Source organism: Streptomyces sp. NBC_01017 (assembly GCF_045162795.1).
GTDB classification, from domain to species: Bacteria; Actinomycetota; Actinomycetes; order Streptomycetales; family Streptomycetaceae; genus Streptomyces; species Streptomyces machairae.
Map to the genome: position 1 here is coordinate 8,495,227 of NZ_CP108683.1, position 18,480 is coordinate 8,513,706.

Below are 18,480 nucleotides of genomic sequence, written 5' to 3' on the forward strand. Positions count from 1 at the left end.
GGCGAGCCCCCACACCCCCCATCAGGACGTTGCGGTCACCTCACTCAAAAGGGTGACTTCTCTGGGTGATCTGGTACTTCCGGGTGCTCTGTCGACAGAATCGGACCGGCCTTTCGGGGTCGGTCCGTCTGCGTTGTCAGGGCCTATTGGGGGGCCATCGGCATGTTTCGCATCAAGGGTCGGGTTCCCCGCAAGGCGATCGCGTGGGGGCTCCCCACCGCCTGGGGCGCGATGGCCATCACGTACAAGCTGACCTGCCCGCTCGCCCAGCAGGACGGCCTCGGCGCCCGGGTCGTCACCAGTGCCGTCTTCTTCGCCGTGGGCACGGGGCTGATCGTGCACGTCCGGCAGGCCCTGCTGCGTGAGCTCCGGCAGGTCCGCAGGGTCGCCGGCGCCGCGCAGAGCGCGCTGCTGCGGCCGTTGCCCGCGCGCATCGACGGGCTGGACGTCGCCGCCGCCCAGCTCTCCGCGGATCGCAGCGCCTGTGTCGGCGGTGACCTGTACGACGTCATCGCCACCGAGCACGGCGTACGGGCGGTGATGGGCGACGTACGCGGCCATGGCATCACCGCCATCGGCACCGTGGCCGCGGTCCTCGGCAGCTTCCGCGAGGCCGTCCACGACGAACCCGACCTGGGCCGGGTGCTGCAGAGACTGGACCGGGCCCTGGCCCGCCACGTGCGCGAGAGGTGCCGGGATCCGGACAGCCCGGCCGCCGAGGAATTCGTCACGCTCCTGCTGCTGGAGATCGGGCAGGACGGCGGGATCGCCGTCCTCAACTGCGGTCATCCCTGGCCGTACTTGCTGAGCGGTACGGCCGTCGAACCCCTCGCCCGAGCCGATCCTCTACCACCCCTCGGCCCGTTTCCCCTCCCCGCCGAACTGACCCCACTGGCCTGCGGCTCGCTCCTGCCCGGCGACTCGCTCGTCCTGTACACGGACGGTGTCGAGGACGCGAGGGACGCGAGAGGCCGGTTCTTTTCGCTCCGGGCGGCGCTCATCGGCACCGTACGGAACCCCCCGATCACTCCCCAGGCGGTCCTGCGCACGCTCTTCACGGCCCTCATCCGCCACACGAAGGGAAGGCCGGCGGACGACATAGCGCTGCTGGTCCTACGGAACGACAGAACCCACGTCCCCTGCAGCGCCCCTTCAGGGGTGCGGGGAACCGCGCGACCAGCCCCGCACGACCCGCAGCCGACCAACCACCTTTAGCTCAACGGCGATTGGCCGCACAGAACAGCTGTCGGCAGGCCATCCGCCCAGCCGCGGAGTGTCGGGCAGGCAGCTGGGCGGACGGCGCGGATGCGGGCCGCCGCACTGTACGAGGGGGAGCCGGCGGCCCTGCCGGCCTCTTGCGAGGCATCTCAGTCAACCGGTCGGAAACTCTCCGCAACAGCGCGCGCACGCTGCGGATTCGCGTACTCCGTTCACACCCCGTGTGAACCGGTTCGCACTACTCTGACGACACCGAGCCACCCGGGGGGCATACATGCAGCCCAATACTCTGCTCGACGCGATCCTGGATGAGGCCGGGGTCTCGCACGCGGGGCTGGCCGCACACGTGAACCAGGCAGGGCGGGCGCGCGGGCTCGCGCTGAGATACGAACACACCGCCGTCGCACGGTGGTTGAAGGGACAGCGGCCACGCGGCCAGGTGCCCGACCTGATCTGCGAGGTGCTCGCCGCCCGGCTGCACCGTACCGTCACGCTCGACGACATCGGCCTCGGCGTGCCCGGTGAGCAGTCCGCCGTGCACACCACCTCGCTGTCCGGCTTCGTGGAGCGGGCCACCGCCCTGTGGCGTTCCGACGAGCAGCAACGACCCCACATCCTGGGCGCGCCGGCGGTCACCGGCACGCCCGCCGTGATGCCGGTGTGGGAGTGGGAGAACCCGCCCGAGGACGTGGATGTCTCGCGCGGCGGCCGGCACCGGGTCACCCCCGCCGACCTGGAGATGCTGCGCTCGGCCCGTACGCACTACGAGCAGATGTACCGCAAGGCGGGTGGTATGGCGACCCGCACCCGGATCGTCGGCTTCCTCAACGCCGAGGCCGCCCCGTTGCTGCGCGGCAGCTACACCGATGCGACGGGGCGTCAACTGCACCGGGCGACGGGCGGGTTGGTGGCCATCGCGGGCATCTGTGCCTACGACTCCGACGCGCACGGGCTCGCCCAGCGGTACTTCCATCAGGCGCTGCGGCTCGCGAAGGCCAGCGGGGACCGGGGACTCGGCGCCTATGTGATCGCGCTGCTCGTCAACCAGGCGCTGTTCATGCGGGAGTTCCGCCAGGCCGTCGCCTTCGCCGAGGCCGCACTGCGGGCCGCCGGCAAGCACATCACCCCGGCGCTCGCCTCCGACCTGTACGCGATGCAGGCGAAGGCGTACGCACACCTCGGCGACGGCACGAGCGCCCTGTCCTGCATACGGCGTGCCGAGCAGGCCGCAGATCGCATCCGGCGCGGATACGAACCCGATGAGACCGGCTATGTCCAGCCGGGGTTGGTCAACGTCCAGGTGGCGGAGGCGCTGCTCAGCCTCGGGGAACTGGCAGCCGCGGGCGAGCATGCCGCGGCCGCCGTCGACAATCCCGCGCACGACCGGGGCCGGGTGCACCGGCTGGCCATGCTCAGCACGATCGAGCTGCGTCAGGGCAACGCCGACAAGGCGGTGGCCATCGCGGTGCAGATGGCCGAGCAGGCCCGGGGAATGGAGTCCCAGCGCCTGCGCGACAGACTCCGGGCGGTTCGCGAACACCTGGTGCGCAACGGCTGTGCGGGCACGGCCGAGGCGGCCGAACTCATCGACGGAGCACTGCGCGTACCGCTGTAGCCCGGCCGCGACGGGACACCCGAGCACCGACACTTCATAGTCCCTGCTGCGATATTGCCACTTACTCGACGGAAGGTGGCAGAACCGTGCAGTGGACGAAACAGAGCGAACAAACTGTGTATGAAAACCGCTGGTTCACCGTCAACCTGGCAGACGTGGAACTGCCTGACGGCCGGCACCTGGACCACTTCCTGATACGGATGCGGCCGGTCGCCGTGGCCACGGTGGTCAATGAGGCGGGCGAAGTCCTCCTCCTGTGGCGCCACCGCTTCATCACCGACAGCTGGGGGTGGGAACTCGCGGCAGGCGTCGTCGAGGACGGCGAGGACATCGTACGGGCGGCCGCCAGGGAGCTGGAGGAGGAGACCGGCTGGCGGCCGGGACCCCTGCACCACCTCATGAGCGTGGAGCCCTCCAACGGGCTCACCGACGCCCGGCACCACATCTACTGGGCCGACGAGGGCGAGTATGTCGGGCATCCCGTGGACGACTTCGAGTCGGACCGCCGGGAATGGGTTCCTCTCAAGCTCGTCCCCGACATGGTCGCCCGGGGGGAGGTCCCGGCCGCCAACATGGCGGCCGCGTTACTGATGCTGCACCATCTCCGTGTTTAGTGCCCCACCGCCTGCCAGATCGCCACGACGAGAGCACCCACGGCGGTGATGGCGGCGACCGCGGGCAGCGGCCAGCGCGCGTGTTCCAGTGTGTTGATCCGGGTGTTCAGCTCGTCGAGTTCCTTGGCGCTCTCCTCGGTGCGGTGCGTGAGCAGAGCCAGCCCGCCCTCCACACGGGCGTAGGCGACGTCGAGGCGACGTCGTAACTCTGCGAGTTCCCCTTGTACGACGGGATGCTCGGGATCGGCGGTCACTTGTCCGCTCCTTTCCGTAGTCATCTCACATCCCTGGCATGCGCAGGGAAAGTGAACTCGCCTGGTGGGTGCATGGGGAGCGTGTGCGAGGGGCATATGCGAGCCCGGAGCGCACACGGTGTGTGAATGACGCGGGCCCGGCACCTTCTCGGTGCCGGGCCCGTGCGGTTGGCCGGAATCTGACCGTCCGTAATCAGCCGTAGGTGTAGAAGCCGGAGTTCGTCTTGCGGCCCAGCCGGCCCGCGTCGACCATGCGCAGCAGCAGCGGGGGAGCGGCGTACAGCGGCTCCTTGAACTCGTCGTACATGCTCTGCGCCACCGAGGCGACCGTGTCCAGACCGATCAGGTCGGACAGCTTCAGCGGGCCCATCGGGTGGGCGCAGCCGAGCTCCATGCCGTTGTCGATGTCCTCGCGGCTGGCGATGCCCGACTCGAACATCCGGATCGCGGAGAGGAGGTACGGGATCAGCAGCGCGTTCACGACGAAGCCGGACCGGTCCTGGGCGCGGATGGCGTGCTTGCCCAGCAGCTTCTCGGCGAACGACTGGGCACGGGCGATCGTGCCCTCGGAGGTGGTGAGCGCCGGGATCAGCTCGACGAGCTGCTGCACCGGGGCCGGGTTGAAGAAGTGGATGCCGATGACCTGGTCGGCGCGCGAGGTGGCGACCGCCAGCTTCACCAGCGGGATCGAGGAGGTGTTGGAGGCGAGGATCGCGTCCGGCCGGGTCACGACCTGGTCGAGCACCTGGAAGATCTCGGTCTTCACCTGCTCGTTCTCGACCACGGCCTCGATCACGAGGTCACGGTCGGCGAACTCGCCGAGGTCGGTGGTGAAGGACAGCCGCTCCAGCGTGGTGTCCCGCTCCTCCTCGGTGATCTTGCCGCGCTCGGCGGCCTTGGCCAGGGAACTGAACAGCCGGGTGCGGCCGAACTCCAGGGCCTCGCCGGTGGTCTCGGCGACCCTGACGTCCAGGCCGGCGCGGGCGCACACCTCGGCGATGCCCGCTCCCATCTGGCCGCAGCCCACCACACCGACGCGTGCAATATCTCCGGAGATGCCGGTCACATCGTCCCCTTCGCTGATCCACGACTGCGGCAGGTCCGCCGTTGTTCGACGCCTGCTCCAAACCTGCACGTTACCTTCGGCGCAGCTTGATCGATCGTTCGGGTGCCTCATGCAAGGCTGACACGAGGCCGGTCCGGAGCACACGGACCGGTCGCGGGGTGGGCCCTTGACCACGGCACACGGAGGTACGAAGAGATGCTGCACCGGAAGTCACGGATGTCACGACGGGCTTTCTCGGTGACCGCCCTGGCGGCACTCGTGGCGTCAGGAAGCGCGATGGCGGCCGGCTCCGCCACGGCGGGCGGAACGGACCGGGCCCGGCGACGGGCGACCCGGGAGATGCGCGGCGTGTGGGTCGCGACCGTGGCGAACCGGGACTGGCCCTCCAAGCAGGGCCTGAGCGCCGACAAGCAGCGCGCCGAGCTGATCGCCCACCTGGACACGGCCGTGGAACGCCACCTGAACACGGTGATCCTCCAGGTGCGGCCCACGGCCGACGCCCTGTGGCCGTCGCCGTACGAGCCCTGGTCGCAGGTCCTCACCGGCACCCAGGGCGAGGACCCCGGCTGGGACCCGCTCGGCACGGCCGTCGAGGAGGCCCACGCCCGCGGTCTTCAGCTGCACGCCTGGTTCAACCCGTACCGCATCGCCAACCACACGGACCTCGGCAGGCTGGCCGAGTCGCACCCCGCCCGCGCCCACGAGGACTGGGTGGTGACGTACGGCGGCAAGCTCTACTACAACCCGGGGCTGCCCGACGTCCGTGCGTTCGTGCAGCGGGCGATGCTCGACGCGGTGGAGCGGTACCCCCTCGACGGGGTCCACTTCGACGACTACTTCTATCCCTATCCGGTGGCCGGCCAGAGCTTCGACGACGACGAGGCCTACGACCGCTACGGCGGCGGCTTCTCGGTCCGGGCCGACTGGCGGCGGGACAACATCGACAAGCTGGTCCTGGAGATGGCGGACGCCATCAGGCAGATCCGGCCCACCACCCAGTTCGGCATCAGCCCCTTCGGCGTGTGGCGCAACGCCGGCACCGACCCGCTCGGCTCCGACACCCGGGGCGGGGTGGAGACGTACGACGATCTGTACGCGGACACCCGTAAATGGGTCCGCGAGGGCTGGATCGACTACATCTGCCCGCAGTTGTACTGGAACATCGGTTTTGCCGCCGCCGACTACGCCAAGCTCGTGCCCTGGTGGGCGCAAGTGGCGCGGGACAGCCGGACGAAGCTGTACGTGGGTGAGGCGCTCTACAAGGCCGGTGACCCGGCGCAGCCCGCGGCCTGGCAGGACGCGGCCGAGCTGTCCCGGCATCTGACCCTGGCCAAGGAGCACGCGGAGGTGGGCGGGCACATGTACTTCGCCGCGAAGGAGATGGCGGCGGACCGGATCGGGGCCATGGCGAGGGTCGTCGCCGACCACTACGGGCAGCCGGCGATTTCCCCGCGCTGATCTGTCGCCGGGCTACTTCATCGTGTTCCTGTGACGGATCTCGGTGTCGGGGCCGGGGGAGCACAGACCCTCGTGCCCGTCCTCGAAACGGACGCGGTACGGGGGATTGCCCTCATGCCCCAGGATCTCGACGATCTCGCCGACCTTGTCGTGTTGCCCGACCACCCTGCCGTGCTGGACAAGCTGGTCGCCCACGGTTGCACGCATCTGTTGGGCCTCCTCACCAGGTGCGGGAGCAGCGGTCCGTGGCCTTGAGTCTACGGCGTGGAGCGGTGGTTGGAGGTGGGTCGTACGGCCCGCTCAGCCACGCGCCCGCTGGGTCACGGCGATGCACACGAGCACAGCCGCGGCCGTCAGCGGGGCGGCCACTGTCAGGTGCTCGCCCAGCAGCAGCACCGACCACACCAGTGTGAGCAGGGGCTGGGCCAACTGCAACTGGCTGGCCTTCGGGATGCCGATGGCGGCCATGCCCCGGTACCAGACGACCATGCCGAGGAACTGCGAGCCCGCCGCGACCCACAGCAGCCCGGTCACGCCGTGCCAGGTCAGGTGCACGGGTTCGTGCGACAGCGCCACCGCGGCGACCGGGACGGTCAGCGGCAGGCACAGCACCAGCGCCCAGCCGATCACCTGCCAGCCCGGCATGACCCGGGCCAGCCGGCCGCCCTCGGTGTAGCCGGCCGCGCACACCAGCAGTGCCGCGAAGAGATACAGGTCGGCGGTGGTCAGGGCGCCGCCGCTCTGCTGCACGGTGAAGGCGACCACCGCGGCGGCGCCCGCCAGCGCCGCCGTCCAGAAGGTGCGCGAGGGGCGGGTGCCGACGCGCAGGGCTGAGAACAGGGCCGTGGTCAGCGGGAGCAGACCGACCACGACTGCGGCGTGCGCGGTGGTGGAGGTCTGCAGCGCCAGCGTGGTGAGCAGGGGGAAGCCGAGGACCACTCCGGCGGCGACCACCGCCAGGCCCGCCCAGTGCCGGCGGGCGGGGAGCGGCACACGCAGCGCCATCAGACAGACCCCCGCGATCAGCGCGGCCAGCAGGCTGCGCACGGCGACCAGGGACCAGGGACCGAAGCTCTCCAGACCCCAGGCCGTGGCGGGGAAGGTGAGGGAGAAGGCCGCGACCCCCAGCGCGGCCTGGAGGGTGCCTCCGACGGCCGTGGCGGCTGGGGCGGCCGGCATTGCTTTGCCACCGGTCACTGCTATCGAGCTTGGAGCGGTAGCGCTATTCTTGGTCCTCATGCAAGAGCGTAGCAGTGTCGGTGAACTGGCGGATCAGTTGAGGCGGGAGCTGGACCGCTACTCGCCAGGTGGAAAGCTGCCGTCGAGCCGTGCCCTCGTCGAGCGGTACCGGGTGAGCCCGGTGACCGTCTCCCGCGCCCTCGCGCAGCTGGCCGCCGAGGGGCTCGTGATGACCCGGCCCGGCGCCGGGGCCTTCCGCGCCGAGGCGCACACGCGGACTCCTGCCGCCGGGGACACCTCCTGGCAGGAGGTGACGCTCAGCGCGGACGCCGCCGCGGAACAGGTACCGCGCTCCGTGGACGCCTCCGGGGTACTGGCCTCCCTCGCCGCGCCGCCGCCCGGTGTGATCGAGTTCAACGGCGGCTATCTGCACCAGTCCCTGCAGCCGGAGCGGGCCATGGCCGCCGCGCTGTCCCGGGCCGGCCGACGGCCCGGGGCGTGGGGGAGGCCGCCCATGGAGGGGCTGCCGGAGCTGCGGGAGTGGTTCGCGCGCAGCATCGGCGGGCCGGGCGGCGCCGTCACCGCGGCCGAGGTGCTGATCACTTCGGGCGGCCAGTCGGCCCTGACCACCGCGCTGAGGGCACTCGCGCCACCGGGCGCCCCGGTGCTGGTGGAGTCACCGACGTACCCGGGCATGCTGGCGATCGCCCGTGCGGCGGGACTGCGCCCGGTCCCCGTCCCGGTCGACGCCGACGGTGTACGGCCGTCCCTGCTCGCCGACGCCTTCAAGGCGACCGGCGCCCGGGTCTTCGTCTGCCAGCCGCTGTTCCAGAATCCGACCGGCGCGCTGCTCGCCCCCGAGCGGCGCGGCGAGGTGCTGCGCATCGCACGCGAGGCCGGTGCCTTCGTCGTGGAGGACGACTTCGTACGACGGCTGGTGCACGAGGACGCGGGGCCGCTGCCGCGTCCGCTGGCCGCCGAGGACCCCGACGGCGTCGTCGTCCACGTCTGCTCGCTGACCAAGGCCACCTCGCCCAGCTTCCGGGTCAGCGCGCTCGCCGCCCGCGGCCCGGTGCTGGAGCGGCTGCGCGCCATCCAGGTCGTGGACACCTTCTTCGTACCGCGACCGTTGCAGGAGGCGGCGCTGGAACTGGTCGGCTCGCCCGCCTGGCCGCGCCATCTGCGGGCGATCTCCGCCGAGTTGAAGACCCGCCGCGACACGATGACGGCCGCCCTGCGCCTCGACCTCCCCGAACTCGCCCTCCCGCACATCCCGTCCGGCGGCTACCACCTCTGGCTCCGCCTGCCCGACGGCAGTGGGGGCACCTCCCAGGCCTTCGGCTCCGGGGGAGAGTCCGCCCTGACCTCCGCCGCCCTGCGCTCGGGCGTCGCGATCACCCCCGGCCGCCCCTACTTCAGCGCGGAGCCTTCGGCCGGGCACCTGCGGTTGAGCTTCGCGGCGGTGGCGGGGCTGGGGGAGATCACGGAGGGGGTGCGGCGGCTGCGGGCGGCTTGGGACGAGGTGCGTTAGGTGCGGGACAGCGGTGCCAGGCCGCACGCGAACTCCGCGGCAGTCGTCACCCCGGTCATGCCCGCGGCATCGCACCCGCCACTGACAACCCCCTGCCCACCGGGGAAAACCGCTCGACGCCGGCGAACCCGGCCTGCGAATCTCGCCGCATGACCGACACCCCGCCCCTCGCCGAGGGCTACGAGATCTCCACCGACGCCGACCGTATCGACGCCGAGCGCGTGCACCGGTGGCTGTCCACCGACGCGTACTGGGCGATGGGGCGGGAGCGGGAGAAGCAGGACCGGGCGATCGAGGGTTCGCTGAACTTCGGGGTGTACGAGACGGTTTCGGGGGAGCAGGTGGCGTATGCCCGGGTCGTCACCGACCGGGCGACCTTCGCGTGGCTCTGCGACGTGTACGTCGACCCGTCGGTGCGCGGCAAGGGGATCGGGACGGCGCTCGTCGGGGCCGTTCGCGAGCAGGTGCGGTCGTACGGGGTGAAGCGGATGCTGCTCGCCACGCACGACGCGCACGGGGTCTACGAGAAGCACGGGTTCGCGCCGCTGGAGAAGCCGGACCAGTGGATGGCGCTCTACTTCTGAGTTCGGGCCGTCTTCGAGGGTCGGGCGTCCTCTGCGGGGCAGACGGCGTGCTTGAACTTTCCAACTGAACGTTTTCCAGCGACATGTCCGTCTGATCCTGACCCCGCAGTAAAGTTTCGCCAACCCTCGGTGACAGCTGCACAACCTCTCTTGACCTGCGCACTTTCGCGACACACCATCGCCGCATGTCGCTTCGGGTCACGTTCGTCGCCGCCGCGCGCAGCTCCCCGCTGCTCGCCGAGCGCTTCGAGGACGACCGGCCGCTGGACCAGGCCGGCTGGGACGAGGTGCAGCTCGCCGCGCGCGACCTGCTGCCGCTGGCGGCGGCCGAGCTGCGCTACTGCTCGCCGACCCCGCGCAGCCGTGCCACCGGCGACGCCCTCGGCTATGCACCGCTGGTGCAACTCGCCCTGCGCGACTGCGGCATGGGCCGCTGGCGCGGGCTCACGCTCGGCGAGGCGATGGCCCGTGAGCCGGAGGCGGTGGACGCCTGGCTGGCCGACCCGCGGGGCACACCGCACGGTGGCGAGTCGCTGCTCGCGTTCATCGCCCGGGTCGGCAACTGGCTCGACACCCGGCCCGTGGAGGACGGCGGTCGTATCGTCGCCGTGGCCGAGCCGTCGGTGATCCGTGCCGCGCTGGTGTACGCGCTGAAGGCGCCGCCGTCGACGTACTGGAACATCGACGTGCGTCCGCTGTCGACGACCACCGTGACCGGCCGGGCCGGGCGTTGGTACCTCCGCCTCGAGGGGGCGCCGGTTCAGCCCTCGCGGGCGTAGTCGGTGGTGAGGACCAGGTCCTTGGCGGGGCCGCGCACCCGCCACACCGTCCGCCAGTGGTCCTCGTCGAGGACGGTGAACTCGCCCCGGTAGAGGTCGGCCGAGCAGGGGTGGTCCGCGATGTGGTGCCCGGAGGCCAGGTCGAGGTCGTGGAAGGGGCGGCCGTCGGAGAACCGGACGTCCGCGGTGCCCCGCGCGGTGCCGGGCAGGAAGCTCAGCGTCCGCTCGGCGGGCCTCGGGACGCCCTGCCAGACGAAGGTGCCGGACTCGTGATGCAGTAGCCCGCCGCCCTCCAACGGGCCGAAAACCGTCGTACCGGAGAACTCCCCCTCGTCCCCGCTCGCCAGATCCCGCACGGATCGGACGGCTCGCCAGCTCCCGGCGAGGTACGCCAGCGCATCCGGTACCGGCCAGAACTCGCTCATCCCGCCCTCACTTCCGACACTTTCGATGCCGCGCGACCCGTTGACGCTCCGGATCCCCCTCCCTATCTTGCCGTTCGAAGTGTTGATCAGCGTCTGATATTTCGAACATCGAGCCGCGGAGTATCCATGCCACGCACCCCCAGCCGCTGGAGATCCGGCGTCGCTGCCACCGCCTTCCTGGCGGCAGCCGCACTGATCCCGGCCCCCGCCCACGCCGAGGGCGTCACCGACTACGCCATCACCGTCGACCCCACCGCTCAGGGCGCGAAGATCGACGACACGATGTACGGCGTCTTCTTCGAGGACATCAACCGGGCCGCGGACGGCGGTCTGTACGCCGAGCTCGCGCAGAACCGGTCCTTCGAGTACTCCACCGCCGACAACGGCTCCTACACCCCGCTCACCTCCTGGACGGTCGACGGCACCGCGCAGGTCGTGAACGACTCCGGCCGGCTCAACGAGCGCAACCGCAACTACCTCTCCCTCGGCGCCGGTTCGTCCGTCACGAACGCCGGATACAACACCGGCATCCGGGTCGAGCAGGGCAGGAGGTACGACTTCTCGGTGTGGGCGCGCGCCGCGAGCGGCAGCACCTTGAGTGTGGGCCTCAAGGATGCCGCCGGTTCACTGGCGACCGCCCGCCAGGTGGCCGTGAAGGGCGGCTGGGCCCAGTACAGGGCCACGTTCACCGCGACCCGCAGCAGCAATCGCGGCCGTCTCGCCGTCGCCGCCACGGACGCGGCGGCCCTCGACATGGTGTCGCTGTTCCCGCGCGACACCTACAGGAACCAGGCGAACGGCCTGCGCAAGGACCTTGCGGAGAAGATCGCCGCCCTGCACCCGGGCTTCGTGCGCTTCCCCGGCGGCTGCCTGGTCAACACCGGCTCCATGGAGGACTACAGCGAAGCCTCCGGCTGGCAGCGCAAGCGGTCCTACCAGTGGAAGGACACCATCGGCCCGGTCGAGCAGCGCGCGACGAATGCCAACTTCTGGGGCTACAACCAGAGCTACGGCCTCGGCTACTACGAGTACTTCCGCTTCTCCGAGGACATCGGCGCCATGCCGTTGCCCGTCGTCCCGGCCCTGGTGACCGGCTGCGGCCAGAACAAGGCAGTCGACGACGAGGCGCTGCTCAAGCGGCACATCCAGGACACCCTCGACCTCATCGAGTTCGCCAACGGCCCGGCGACCTCCAAGTGGGGCAAGGTCCGGGCCCGGATGGGCCACCCGAGGCCCTTCCACCTCACCCACCTGGAAGTCGGCAACGAGGAGAACCTCCCGAACGAGTTCTTCGCGCGGTTCCAGCAGTTCCGCGCCGCGATCGAGGCCGAGTACCCGGACATCACGGTCGTCTCCAACTCCGGCCCGGACGACAGCGGCACGACCTTCGACACCGCCTGGAAGCTGAACCGCGAGGCGAACGTCGAGATGGTCGACGAGCACTACTACAACAGCCCCAACTGGTTCCTGCAGAACAACGACCGCTACGACTCCTACGACCGCAGCGGCCCGAAGGTCTTCCTCGGCGAGTACGCCTCCCAGGGCAACGCCTGGAAGAACGGCCTCTCCGAAGCCGCGTTCATGACCGGCCTGGAGCGCAACGCGGACATCGTCAAGCTCGCCTCGTACGCCCCGCTGCTCGCCAACGAGGACTACGTCCAGTGGCGGCCCGACCTGGTCTGGTTCAACAACCGCTCCTCCTGGAACTCGACGAACTACGAGGTCCAGAAGCTGTTCATGAACAACGTCGGCGACCGGGTCGTCCCCTCGAAGGCGACCACCACGCCGGACGTCAGCGGCCCGATCGCCGGTGCCGTCGGCCTCTCGACGTGGGCGACCAGTGCCGCGTACGACGACGTGTCGGTCACGGCGGCGGACGGCTCGACACTGCTCAGCGACGACTTCTCCGGCGACGCCTCGAAGTGGACGCACTCCGGCGGCGGCAGCTGGAGTGTCCAGGACGGCCAGTACGTGCAGAGCGACGTGGCCGCCGAGAACACGATGGTGTCGGCCGGCGACCCGACCTGGCACGACTACGACCTGCATGTGAAGGCCACCAAGAAGTCCGGCAAGGAGGGCTTCCTCGTCGCGTTCGGCGTCAAGGACACCGGCAACCACTACTGGTGGAACCTGGGCGGCTGGAACAACACCCAGTCCGCGATCGAGCAGGCCGTGGACGGTGGCAAGGGCACGCTGATGACGAAGGCCGGGTCGATCGAGACGGGCCGTGCCTACGACATCGACATCAAGGTGCGCGGCCGCCAGATCACCCTGTACCTCGACGGTCAGGAATGGGGCAGCTTCACCGACGACAAGCCGGCCGAGCCGTTCCGCCAGGTCGTCACCAAGGACGCCCGCACCGGTGACCTGATCGTCAAGGTCGTCAACGCCCGGTCGGCCCCGGCCCGCACGGCGATCGACCTGGGTGGCGCCAAGGTCGCCGCCAAGGCCCGGGTCACCACCCTGGCCGCCGACCAGGACGCGGTGAACACCGAGACGGACGCCCCGGTCACGCCCGTGACGTCCACCTTCTCGGGGGTCGCCGACGCGTTCACGTACACCTTCCCGGCGAACTCCGTGACGTTCCTGAGGATCAAGCAGAGGTGACGGAGCGCGTCAGCTGCCGGCGGTCCATCCCGGGACCGTCGGCAGTATCTTCTCGGCGACCCGCAGCAGCACGGCGTCGTCCGGCACCATGCCGTCCGAACGCCACAGGGTCACGTCGTAGGATCCGCCGCCGTCCTTCGCGTCCTGGGCCACCATGAGGGCGCGGAGCGGGACGCCGGTACCGGCTTCGGCGTCGCCCCCGTCGAGGCGGAAGTTGATCCTGATGGTCCGGTCCGAGTACAGCACCGCCGGACGGTCCAGAACCGTACGCTGCTCCCCCTCCCCGAGCAGGTCGTGGGCCCCGGCCACGGGGAGGTCGTCGTAGGTGGCCGACAGCGTCACGGTGTAGGTGTCGAACTCGACCTCCGCGGTGGGCATCGGGATGTCCTTGCCGCCTTCGAGTCCGGCGGAGCCGTCGTTGCCGAAGGCGGTCTTGGCGGTCTCCGTGGGTGTGCCCAGCAACTCCGCGAGATCGGGACGCAGCAGGGCCTCGCACAGCTGCTTTCCGGTCACCCGCCCGGTCGACTTGCCGGGTTCCTCGTCGGAGCACGTGGCTGCCGGCGGGCCGCTGTTCCCGGATGTCGCCTCGGACACCCACAGACCGGCGGCGATCGCCGCGAACAGCGCCACGGCCGCGACGGCCTGCCCCCACGCGTTGTGGCCGTTCTCCGGCGTGCCGATCTTTCCGGCCATATGCCCCCACCTGCCGTGATCCCCTGATGTTTGCCGGGGGACAGTAGCTCAGGGGCATGTCATGGACAAAGCTGGTTTTCCTGGCCCGCTTCGAGGGGCCGGGCCCATGAATCGTGATTGCATAAACCTGCGGCGAAACGTATAGTCATGCCATCTAGGAGGAGGAGTCCATGGCGGTACGTGCGGCAGTGGCCGGAGCGAGTGGGTACGCGGGCGGGGAACTGCTGCGTCTGCTCCTGGCGCACCCCGAGGTCGAGACAGGGGCCCTCACCGGGCACTCGAACGCGGGCCAGCGGCTCGGTGCGCTGCAACCGCACCTGCTGCCCCTCGCCGACCGTGTACTCCAGGAGACCACCCCTGAGGTCCTCGCCGGGCATGACGTCGTCTTCCTCGCGCTGCCGCACGGCCAGTCCGCCGCCGTCGCCGAGCAGCTCGGCCCGGATGTGCTGGTCGTCGACATGGGCGCCGACTTCCGGCTGAAGGACGCGGGCGACTGGGAGACGTTCTACGGCTCCCCGCACGCCGGCACCTGGCCGTACGGCCTTCCCGAGCTGCCGGGCGGTCGCGCCGCGCTTGCGGGGTCCAAGCGCATCGCGGTACCCGGCTGCTACCCGACCGCCGTCTCGCTCGCCCTGTTCCCGGCCTACGCCGCCGGCCTCGCCGAGCCCGAGGCCGTGATCGTCGCCGCCTCCGGCACGTCCGGCGCGGGCAAGGCGCTCAAGCCCCATCTGCTGGGCAGCGAGGTCATGGGCTCCATGTCGCCGTACGGCGTCGGCGGCGGGCACCGGCACACGCCCGAGATGATCCAGAACCTCAGCGCGGCGGCAGGGGAGCGGGTCTCCGTCTCCTTCACGCCGACCCTCGCTCCCATGCCCCGCGGCATCCTCGCCACATGCACCGCGAAGGCGAAGGACGGGGTCAGCGGCGAGTCCGTCCGCGCCGCCTACGAGAAGGCCCTCGCCGACGAGCCCTTCGTCCACCTCCTGCCCGAGGGGCAGTGGCCCGCCACGGCGTCCGTCCACGGTTCGAACGCCGTTCAGGTGCAGGTCGCATTCGACGCCGCCGCGAACCGCATCATCGCGATCAGCGCCATCGACAACCTGACCAAGGGCACGGCCGGCGGCGCCGTCCAGAGCATGAACATCGCCCTCGGGTTTCACGAGAACACCGGGCTTTCCACGATCGGAGTCGCACCGTGAGCGTCACGGCCGCAAAGGGATTCACGGCGGCGGGCATCGCCGCCGGGATCAAGGAGAACGGCAACCCGGACCTGGCCCTCGTGGTCAACACCGGGCCCCGCCGCGCCGCCGCCGGTGTCTTCACCTCCAACCGTGTGAAGGCAGCGCCGGTGCTGTGGTCCGAGCAGGTGCTGAAGAGCGGCGGAGTGTCCGCCGTCGTCCTCAACTCCGGTGGCGCCAACGCCTGTACGGGCCCCAAGGGGTTCCAGGACACCCACGCCACCGCCGAGAAGGTCGCCGAGGTGCTCGGCCGGGGCGCCATCGAGGTCGCCGTCTGCTCGACCGGCCTGATCGGCGTCCTGCTGCCGATGGACAAGCTGCTCCCCGGCATCGAGGCCGCCGCGGACCAGCTCTCCGAGCACGGCGGCGAGAAGGCCGCCATCGCCATCAAGACCACGGACACCGTCCACAAGACGTCCGTCGTGACCAAGGACGGCTGGACCGTCGGCGGGATGGCGAAGGGCGCGGGCATGCTCGCCCCCGGGCTGGCCACCATGCTGGTCGTCCTCACCACCGACGCCGTCCTCGACGGCGACGTACTGGACAAGGCGCTGCGGGCGGCGACCCGCACGACCTTCGACCGCGTCGACTCCGACGGCTGCATGTCCACCAACGACACCGTGCTGCTGCTCGCCTCCGGGGCGGCGGACGTCACCCCGGAGTACGAGGAGTTCGCCGAGGCCGTACGGCAGGTCTGCGACGACCTCGGCCAGCAGCTGATCCGGGACGCCGAGGGCGCCGGCAAGGACATCAAGGTCGAGGTGATCAACGCCGCGACCGAGGACGACGCCGTCGAGGTGGGCCGCTCCGTCGCCCGCAACAACCTCCTCAAGTGCGCCATCCACGGCGAGGACCCCAACTGGGGCCGCGTCCTCTCGGCGATCGGCACGACGTCCGCCGCCTTCGAGCCGGACCGGCTCAACGTCGCCATCAACGGCGTCTGGGTGTGCAAGAACGGCAGCGTCGGCGAGGACCGCGAGAAGGTCGACATGCGCTACCGCGAGGTGCACATCGTCGCCGACCTCGCCGCCGGGTCCGAGACCGCCACCATCTGGACCAACGACCTCACCGCCGACTACGTCCACGAGAACAGCGCGTACTCCTCATGAGCAACTCACCCGCGCGCAAGCACACCGCGCTCCCCAAGGCCCAGATCCTCATCGAGGCCCTGCCCTGGCTGGTCCGGCACAACGGCAAGACCGTCGTCATCAAGTTCGGCGGCAACGCCATGATCGACGAGGAGCTGAAGGCCGCCTTCGCCCAGGACGTCGTCTTCCTGCACCACGCCGGTCTCAAGCCGGTCGTCGTGCACGGCGGCGGCCCGCAGATCAGCGCCGCCCTCGACAAGCACGGCATCGTCAGCGAGTTCAAGGCGGGGCTCCGGGTCACAACCGAGGACGCCATGGACGTCGTACGGATGGTGCTGGCCGGACAGGTCCAGCGGGAACTGGTCGGGCTGCTCAACCAGCACGGCCCGCTGGCTGTCGGCCTGACCGGCGAGGACGCGCACACCATCACCGCCACCCGGCACCAGCCCGAGATCGACGGTGAGCTCGTCGACATCGGCCGGGTCGGCGAGATCACCGACATCGACACGGGCGCGATCGAGGCGCTGCTGGCCGACGGCCGGATCCCGGTCGTCTCGTCGATCGCCCGGAGCCAGGACGACGGACATGTCTACAACGTCAATGCTGATACGGCGGCTGCGGCACTCGCTGCTGCGCTGGGCGCCGAAACCCTCATGGTCCTCACGGACGTCGAGGGCCTCTACGAGGACTGGCCCCGCTCCGACGAGGTGATCAGCCGCCTCACCGCTTCCCAACTGGAGAAGCTGCTGCCGGAGTTGTCCTCCGGCATGGTGCCGAAGATGGAGGGCTGCCTGCACGCGGTCCGGGGCGGCGTGACCACCGCCCGTGTCATCGACGGCCGGGTCCAGCACTCGATCCTGCTGGAGATCTTCACCGACGAGGGCATCGGCACGATGGTCGTGGCGGACGCCGAAGAGGGGGATGCCGAATGACCGGCAATCAGGAGCTCACCCAGCGCTGGCAGGGCTCGCTCATGAACAACTACGGCACCCCGCGGCTGCCCCTCATCCGCGGTGCGGGCCTCAAGGTCTGGGACACCGAGGGCCGGCAGTACCTCGACTTCGTCGGCGGCATCGCCACCAACGCGCTCGGCCACGCCCACCCCGCGATCGTGGAGGCCGTGAGCAAGCAGGTCGCCTCCCTCGGCCACATCTCCAACTTCTTCATGGCCGAGCCGACCGTCGCCCTCGCCGAGCGGCTCCTCCAGCTCTTCGGCCGGGACGGCAAGGTCTTCTTCTGCAACTCCGGCGCCGAGGCCAACGAGGCCGCCTTCAAGATCGGCCGGCTGACCGGGCGGACCCACATGGTCGCCACCGACGGCGGCTTCCACGGCCGGACCATGGGCGCCCTCGCGCTCACCGGCCAGCCCGCCAAGCAGGAGCCGTTCCTGCCGCTGCCCGGCGACGTCACGCACGTGCCGTACGGGGACGCGCAGGCGTTGGCCGCCGCCGTCACCGAGGAGACCGCCCTCGTGATCATCGAGCCGGTCCAGGGCGAGAACGGCGTGGTCGTGCCGCCCGCCGGCTACCTCAAGGCGGCCCGGGCCATCACGGCCGCGACCGGCTCGCTGCTGGTGCTGGACGAGGTGCAGACCGGCGTCGGCCGGTCGGGGCACTGGTTCGCGTACCAGGCCCACGAAGGCGTGCTGCCCGACGTGGTCACCCTCGCCAAGCAGCTCGGCGGCGGGCTGCCGCTGGGCGCGACCGTCGCCTTCGGGCGGGCCGCGGAGCTGCTGCAGCCCGGCCAGCACGGGACGACGTTCGGCGGGAACCCGGTCGCGTGCGCCGCCGGTCTTGCCGTGCTGGACACCATCGCGAACGACGGGTTGCTGGAGAACGTCAAGCGGCAGAGCGAGAAGTTGCGGGACGGGATCGAGGCGCTGGGCCACCCTTTGATCGGTTATGTCCGGGGCGCGGGACTGCTCCTGGGTATCGTGCTCACCGAGCCGCACGCCGCCAAGGTGCAGCAGGTGGCTCAGGACGCCGGTTTCCTGGTGAACGCGCCCGCCCCCGATGTCGTACGGCTCATGCCGCCGCTGAACCTCGGTGACGACGAAGTGGAGGCGCTTCTTCAGGCCCTTCCCGGCATCCTGGACCAAGCCAACGGGGACGGATCCGGAGAATGAGACGAC

General features: G+C 70.4%; 18 protein-coding genes. 12 read left to right on the forward strand and 6 right to left on the reverse strand.

The features are described 5' to 3' along the window. The first annotated feature begins 162 nt into the window (after positions 1–162). From OG331_RS38995 to OG331_RS39005, 3 genes are all read left to right on the forward strand, one after another. Positions 163–1,215 carry a PP2C family protein-serine/threonine phosphatase gene (locus OG331_RS38995; RefSeq protein WP_406205605.1) on the forward strand — a complete coding sequence of 351 codons (1,053 nt, stop codon included), beginning with the start codon at positions 163–165 and terminating at the stop codon, positions 1,213–1,215. Positions 1,216–1,492: 277 nt separating this feature from the next. After that, the gene (locus tag OG331_RS39000) at positions 1,493–2,833 is read left to right on the forward strand and encodes a transcriptional regulator (protein WP_406205608.1); all 1,341 of its coding nucleotides are present in this window, start codon (positions 1,493–1,495) and stop codon (positions 2,831–2,833) included. Between the two features lie 86 nt (positions 2,834–2,919). Further along, on the forward strand, positions 2,920–3,447 hold the full coding sequence (locus OG331_RS39005; RefSeq protein ID WP_328882800.1) for an NUDIX hydrolase: 528 nt from the start codon (positions 2,920–2,922) through the stop codon (positions 3,445–3,447). On the opposite strand, the gene OG331_RS39010 is transcribed toward OG331_RS39005, so the two are convergent. Both OG331_RS39010 and OG331_RS39015 read right to left on the reverse strand, forming a co-directional pair. Further along, the gene (locus OG331_RS39010; RefSeq protein WP_147997080.1) at positions 3,444–3,701 is read right to left on the reverse strand and encodes a hypothetical protein; all 258 of its coding nucleotides are present in this window, start codon (positions 3,699–3,701) and stop codon (positions 3,444–3,446) included. The genes OG331_RS39005 and OG331_RS39010 overlap by 4 nt on opposite strands. Positions 3,702–3,894: 193 nt before the next feature. Beyond that, complete coding sequence (locus tag OG331_RS39015) at positions 3,895–4,767, reverse strand: 3-hydroxybutyryl-CoA dehydrogenase (RefSeq protein WP_406205612.1); 873 nt, start codon at positions 4,765–4,767, stop codon at positions 3,895–3,897. Between the two features lie 216 nt (positions 4,768–4,983). Between OG331_RS39015 and OG331_RS39020 the strand changes: the two genes are divergently transcribed. Continuing rightward, entirely contained in the window at positions 4,984–6,225 is a 1,242-nt protein-coding gene (locus OG331_RS39020; RefSeq protein ID WP_406205615.1) for a glycoside hydrolase family 10 protein, read from the forward strand. A 12-nt stretch (positions 6,226–6,237) separates the two neighbouring features. Here OG331_RS39020 and OG331_RS39025 read toward each other — a convergent pair whose 3' ends face one another. Further along, positions 6,238–6,432 carry a DUF1918 domain-containing protein gene (locus tag OG331_RS39025; protein WP_328882804.1) on the reverse strand — a complete coding sequence of 65 codons (195 nt, stop codon included), beginning with the start codon at positions 6,430–6,432 and terminating at the stop codon, positions 6,238–6,240. A gap of 93 nt (positions 6,433–6,525) precedes the next feature. Beyond that, complete coding sequence (locus OG331_RS39030; protein WP_406205618.1) at positions 6,526–7,464, reverse strand: DMT family transporter; 939 nt, start codon at positions 7,462–7,464, stop codon at positions 6,526–6,528. Between OG331_RS39030 and OG331_RS39035 the strand changes: the two genes are divergently transcribed. The 3 genes from OG331_RS39035 (at position 7,463) to OG331_RS39045 (ending at position 10,298) form a co-directional block, all read left to right on the forward strand. Continuing rightward, positions 7,463–8,935, forward strand: a complete 1,473-nt coding sequence (locus OG331_RS39035; protein ID WP_406205621.1) for a PLP-dependent aminotransferase family protein — start codon at positions 7,463–7,465, stop codon at positions 8,933–8,935. The genes OG331_RS39030 and OG331_RS39035 overlap by 2 nt on opposite strands. Before the next feature lie 149 nt (positions 8,936–9,084). Then, entirely contained in the window at positions 9,085–9,519 is a 435-nt protein-coding gene (locus tag OG331_RS39040; RefSeq protein ID WP_406205624.1) for a GNAT family N-acetyltransferase, read from the forward strand. Between the two features lie 185 nt (positions 9,520–9,704). Further along, complete coding sequence (locus OG331_RS39045; protein WP_406205627.1) at positions 9,705–10,298, forward strand: histidine phosphatase family protein; 594 nt, start codon at positions 9,705–9,707, stop codon at positions 10,296–10,298. Here OG331_RS39045 and OG331_RS39050 read toward each other — a convergent pair. Beyond that, positions 10,280–10,723: a DUF6314 family protein gene (locus OG331_RS39050; protein ID WP_406205630.1), complete on the reverse strand. Its 444-nt coding sequence runs from the start codon at positions 10,721–10,723 to the stop codon at positions 10,280–10,282. The genes OG331_RS39045 and OG331_RS39050 overlap by 19 nt on opposite strands. Positions 10,724–10,849: 126 nt before the next feature. Between OG331_RS39050 and OG331_RS39055 the strand changes: the two genes are divergently transcribed. Beyond that, complete coding sequence (locus tag OG331_RS39055; protein ID WP_406205633.1) at positions 10,850–13,330, forward strand: alpha-L-arabinofuranosidase C-terminal domain-containing protein; 2,481 nt, start codon at positions 10,850–10,852, stop codon at positions 13,328–13,330. Positions 13,331–13,339: 9 nt separating this feature from the next. Here the strand turns inward: OG331_RS39055 and OG331_RS39060 are convergent, their stop codons facing one another. Continuing rightward, complete coding sequence (locus OG331_RS39060; RefSeq protein WP_406205636.1) at positions 13,340–14,023, reverse strand: DUF6215 domain-containing protein; 684 nt, start codon at positions 14,021–14,023, stop codon at positions 13,340–13,342. Positions 14,024–14,193: 170 nt separating this feature from the next. On the opposite strand from OG331_RS39060, the gene argC reads away from it, so the two are divergent. Genes argC through OG331_RS39080 form a run of 4 tightly spaced genes read left to right on the forward strand, consistent with a single transcriptional unit; the run spans position 14,194 to position 18,474 of the window. Next, complete coding sequence (argC, locus tag OG331_RS39065) at positions 14,194–15,222, forward strand: N-acetyl-gamma-glutamyl-phosphate reductase (RefSeq protein WP_406205639.1); 1,029 nt, start codon at positions 14,194–14,196, stop codon at positions 15,220–15,222. Then, on the forward strand, positions 15,219–16,370 hold the full coding sequence (gene argJ / locus OG331_RS39070; protein WP_406205642.1) for a bifunctional glutamate N-acetyltransferase/amino-acid acetyltransferase ArgJ: 1,152 nt from the start codon (positions 15,219–15,221) through the stop codon (positions 16,368–16,370). Before argC ends, argJ begins: the two co-directional genes overlap by 4 nt. Further along, complete coding sequence (gene argB, locus OG331_RS39075; protein WP_406205645.1) at positions 16,367–17,281, forward strand: acetylglutamate kinase; 915 nt, start codon at positions 16,367–16,369, stop codon at positions 17,279–17,281. Before argJ ends, argB begins: the two co-directional genes overlap by 4 nt. After that, positions 17,278–18,474 carry an acetylornithine transaminase gene (locus OG331_RS39080; protein WP_406205648.1) on the forward strand — a complete coding sequence of 399 codons (1,197 nt, stop codon included), beginning with the start codon at positions 17,278–17,280 and terminating at the stop codon, positions 18,472–18,474. The genes argB and OG331_RS39080 overlap by 4 nt, the downstream gene beginning before the upstream one ends. The last annotated feature ends 6 nt before the right edge of the window (positions 18,475–18,480 follow it).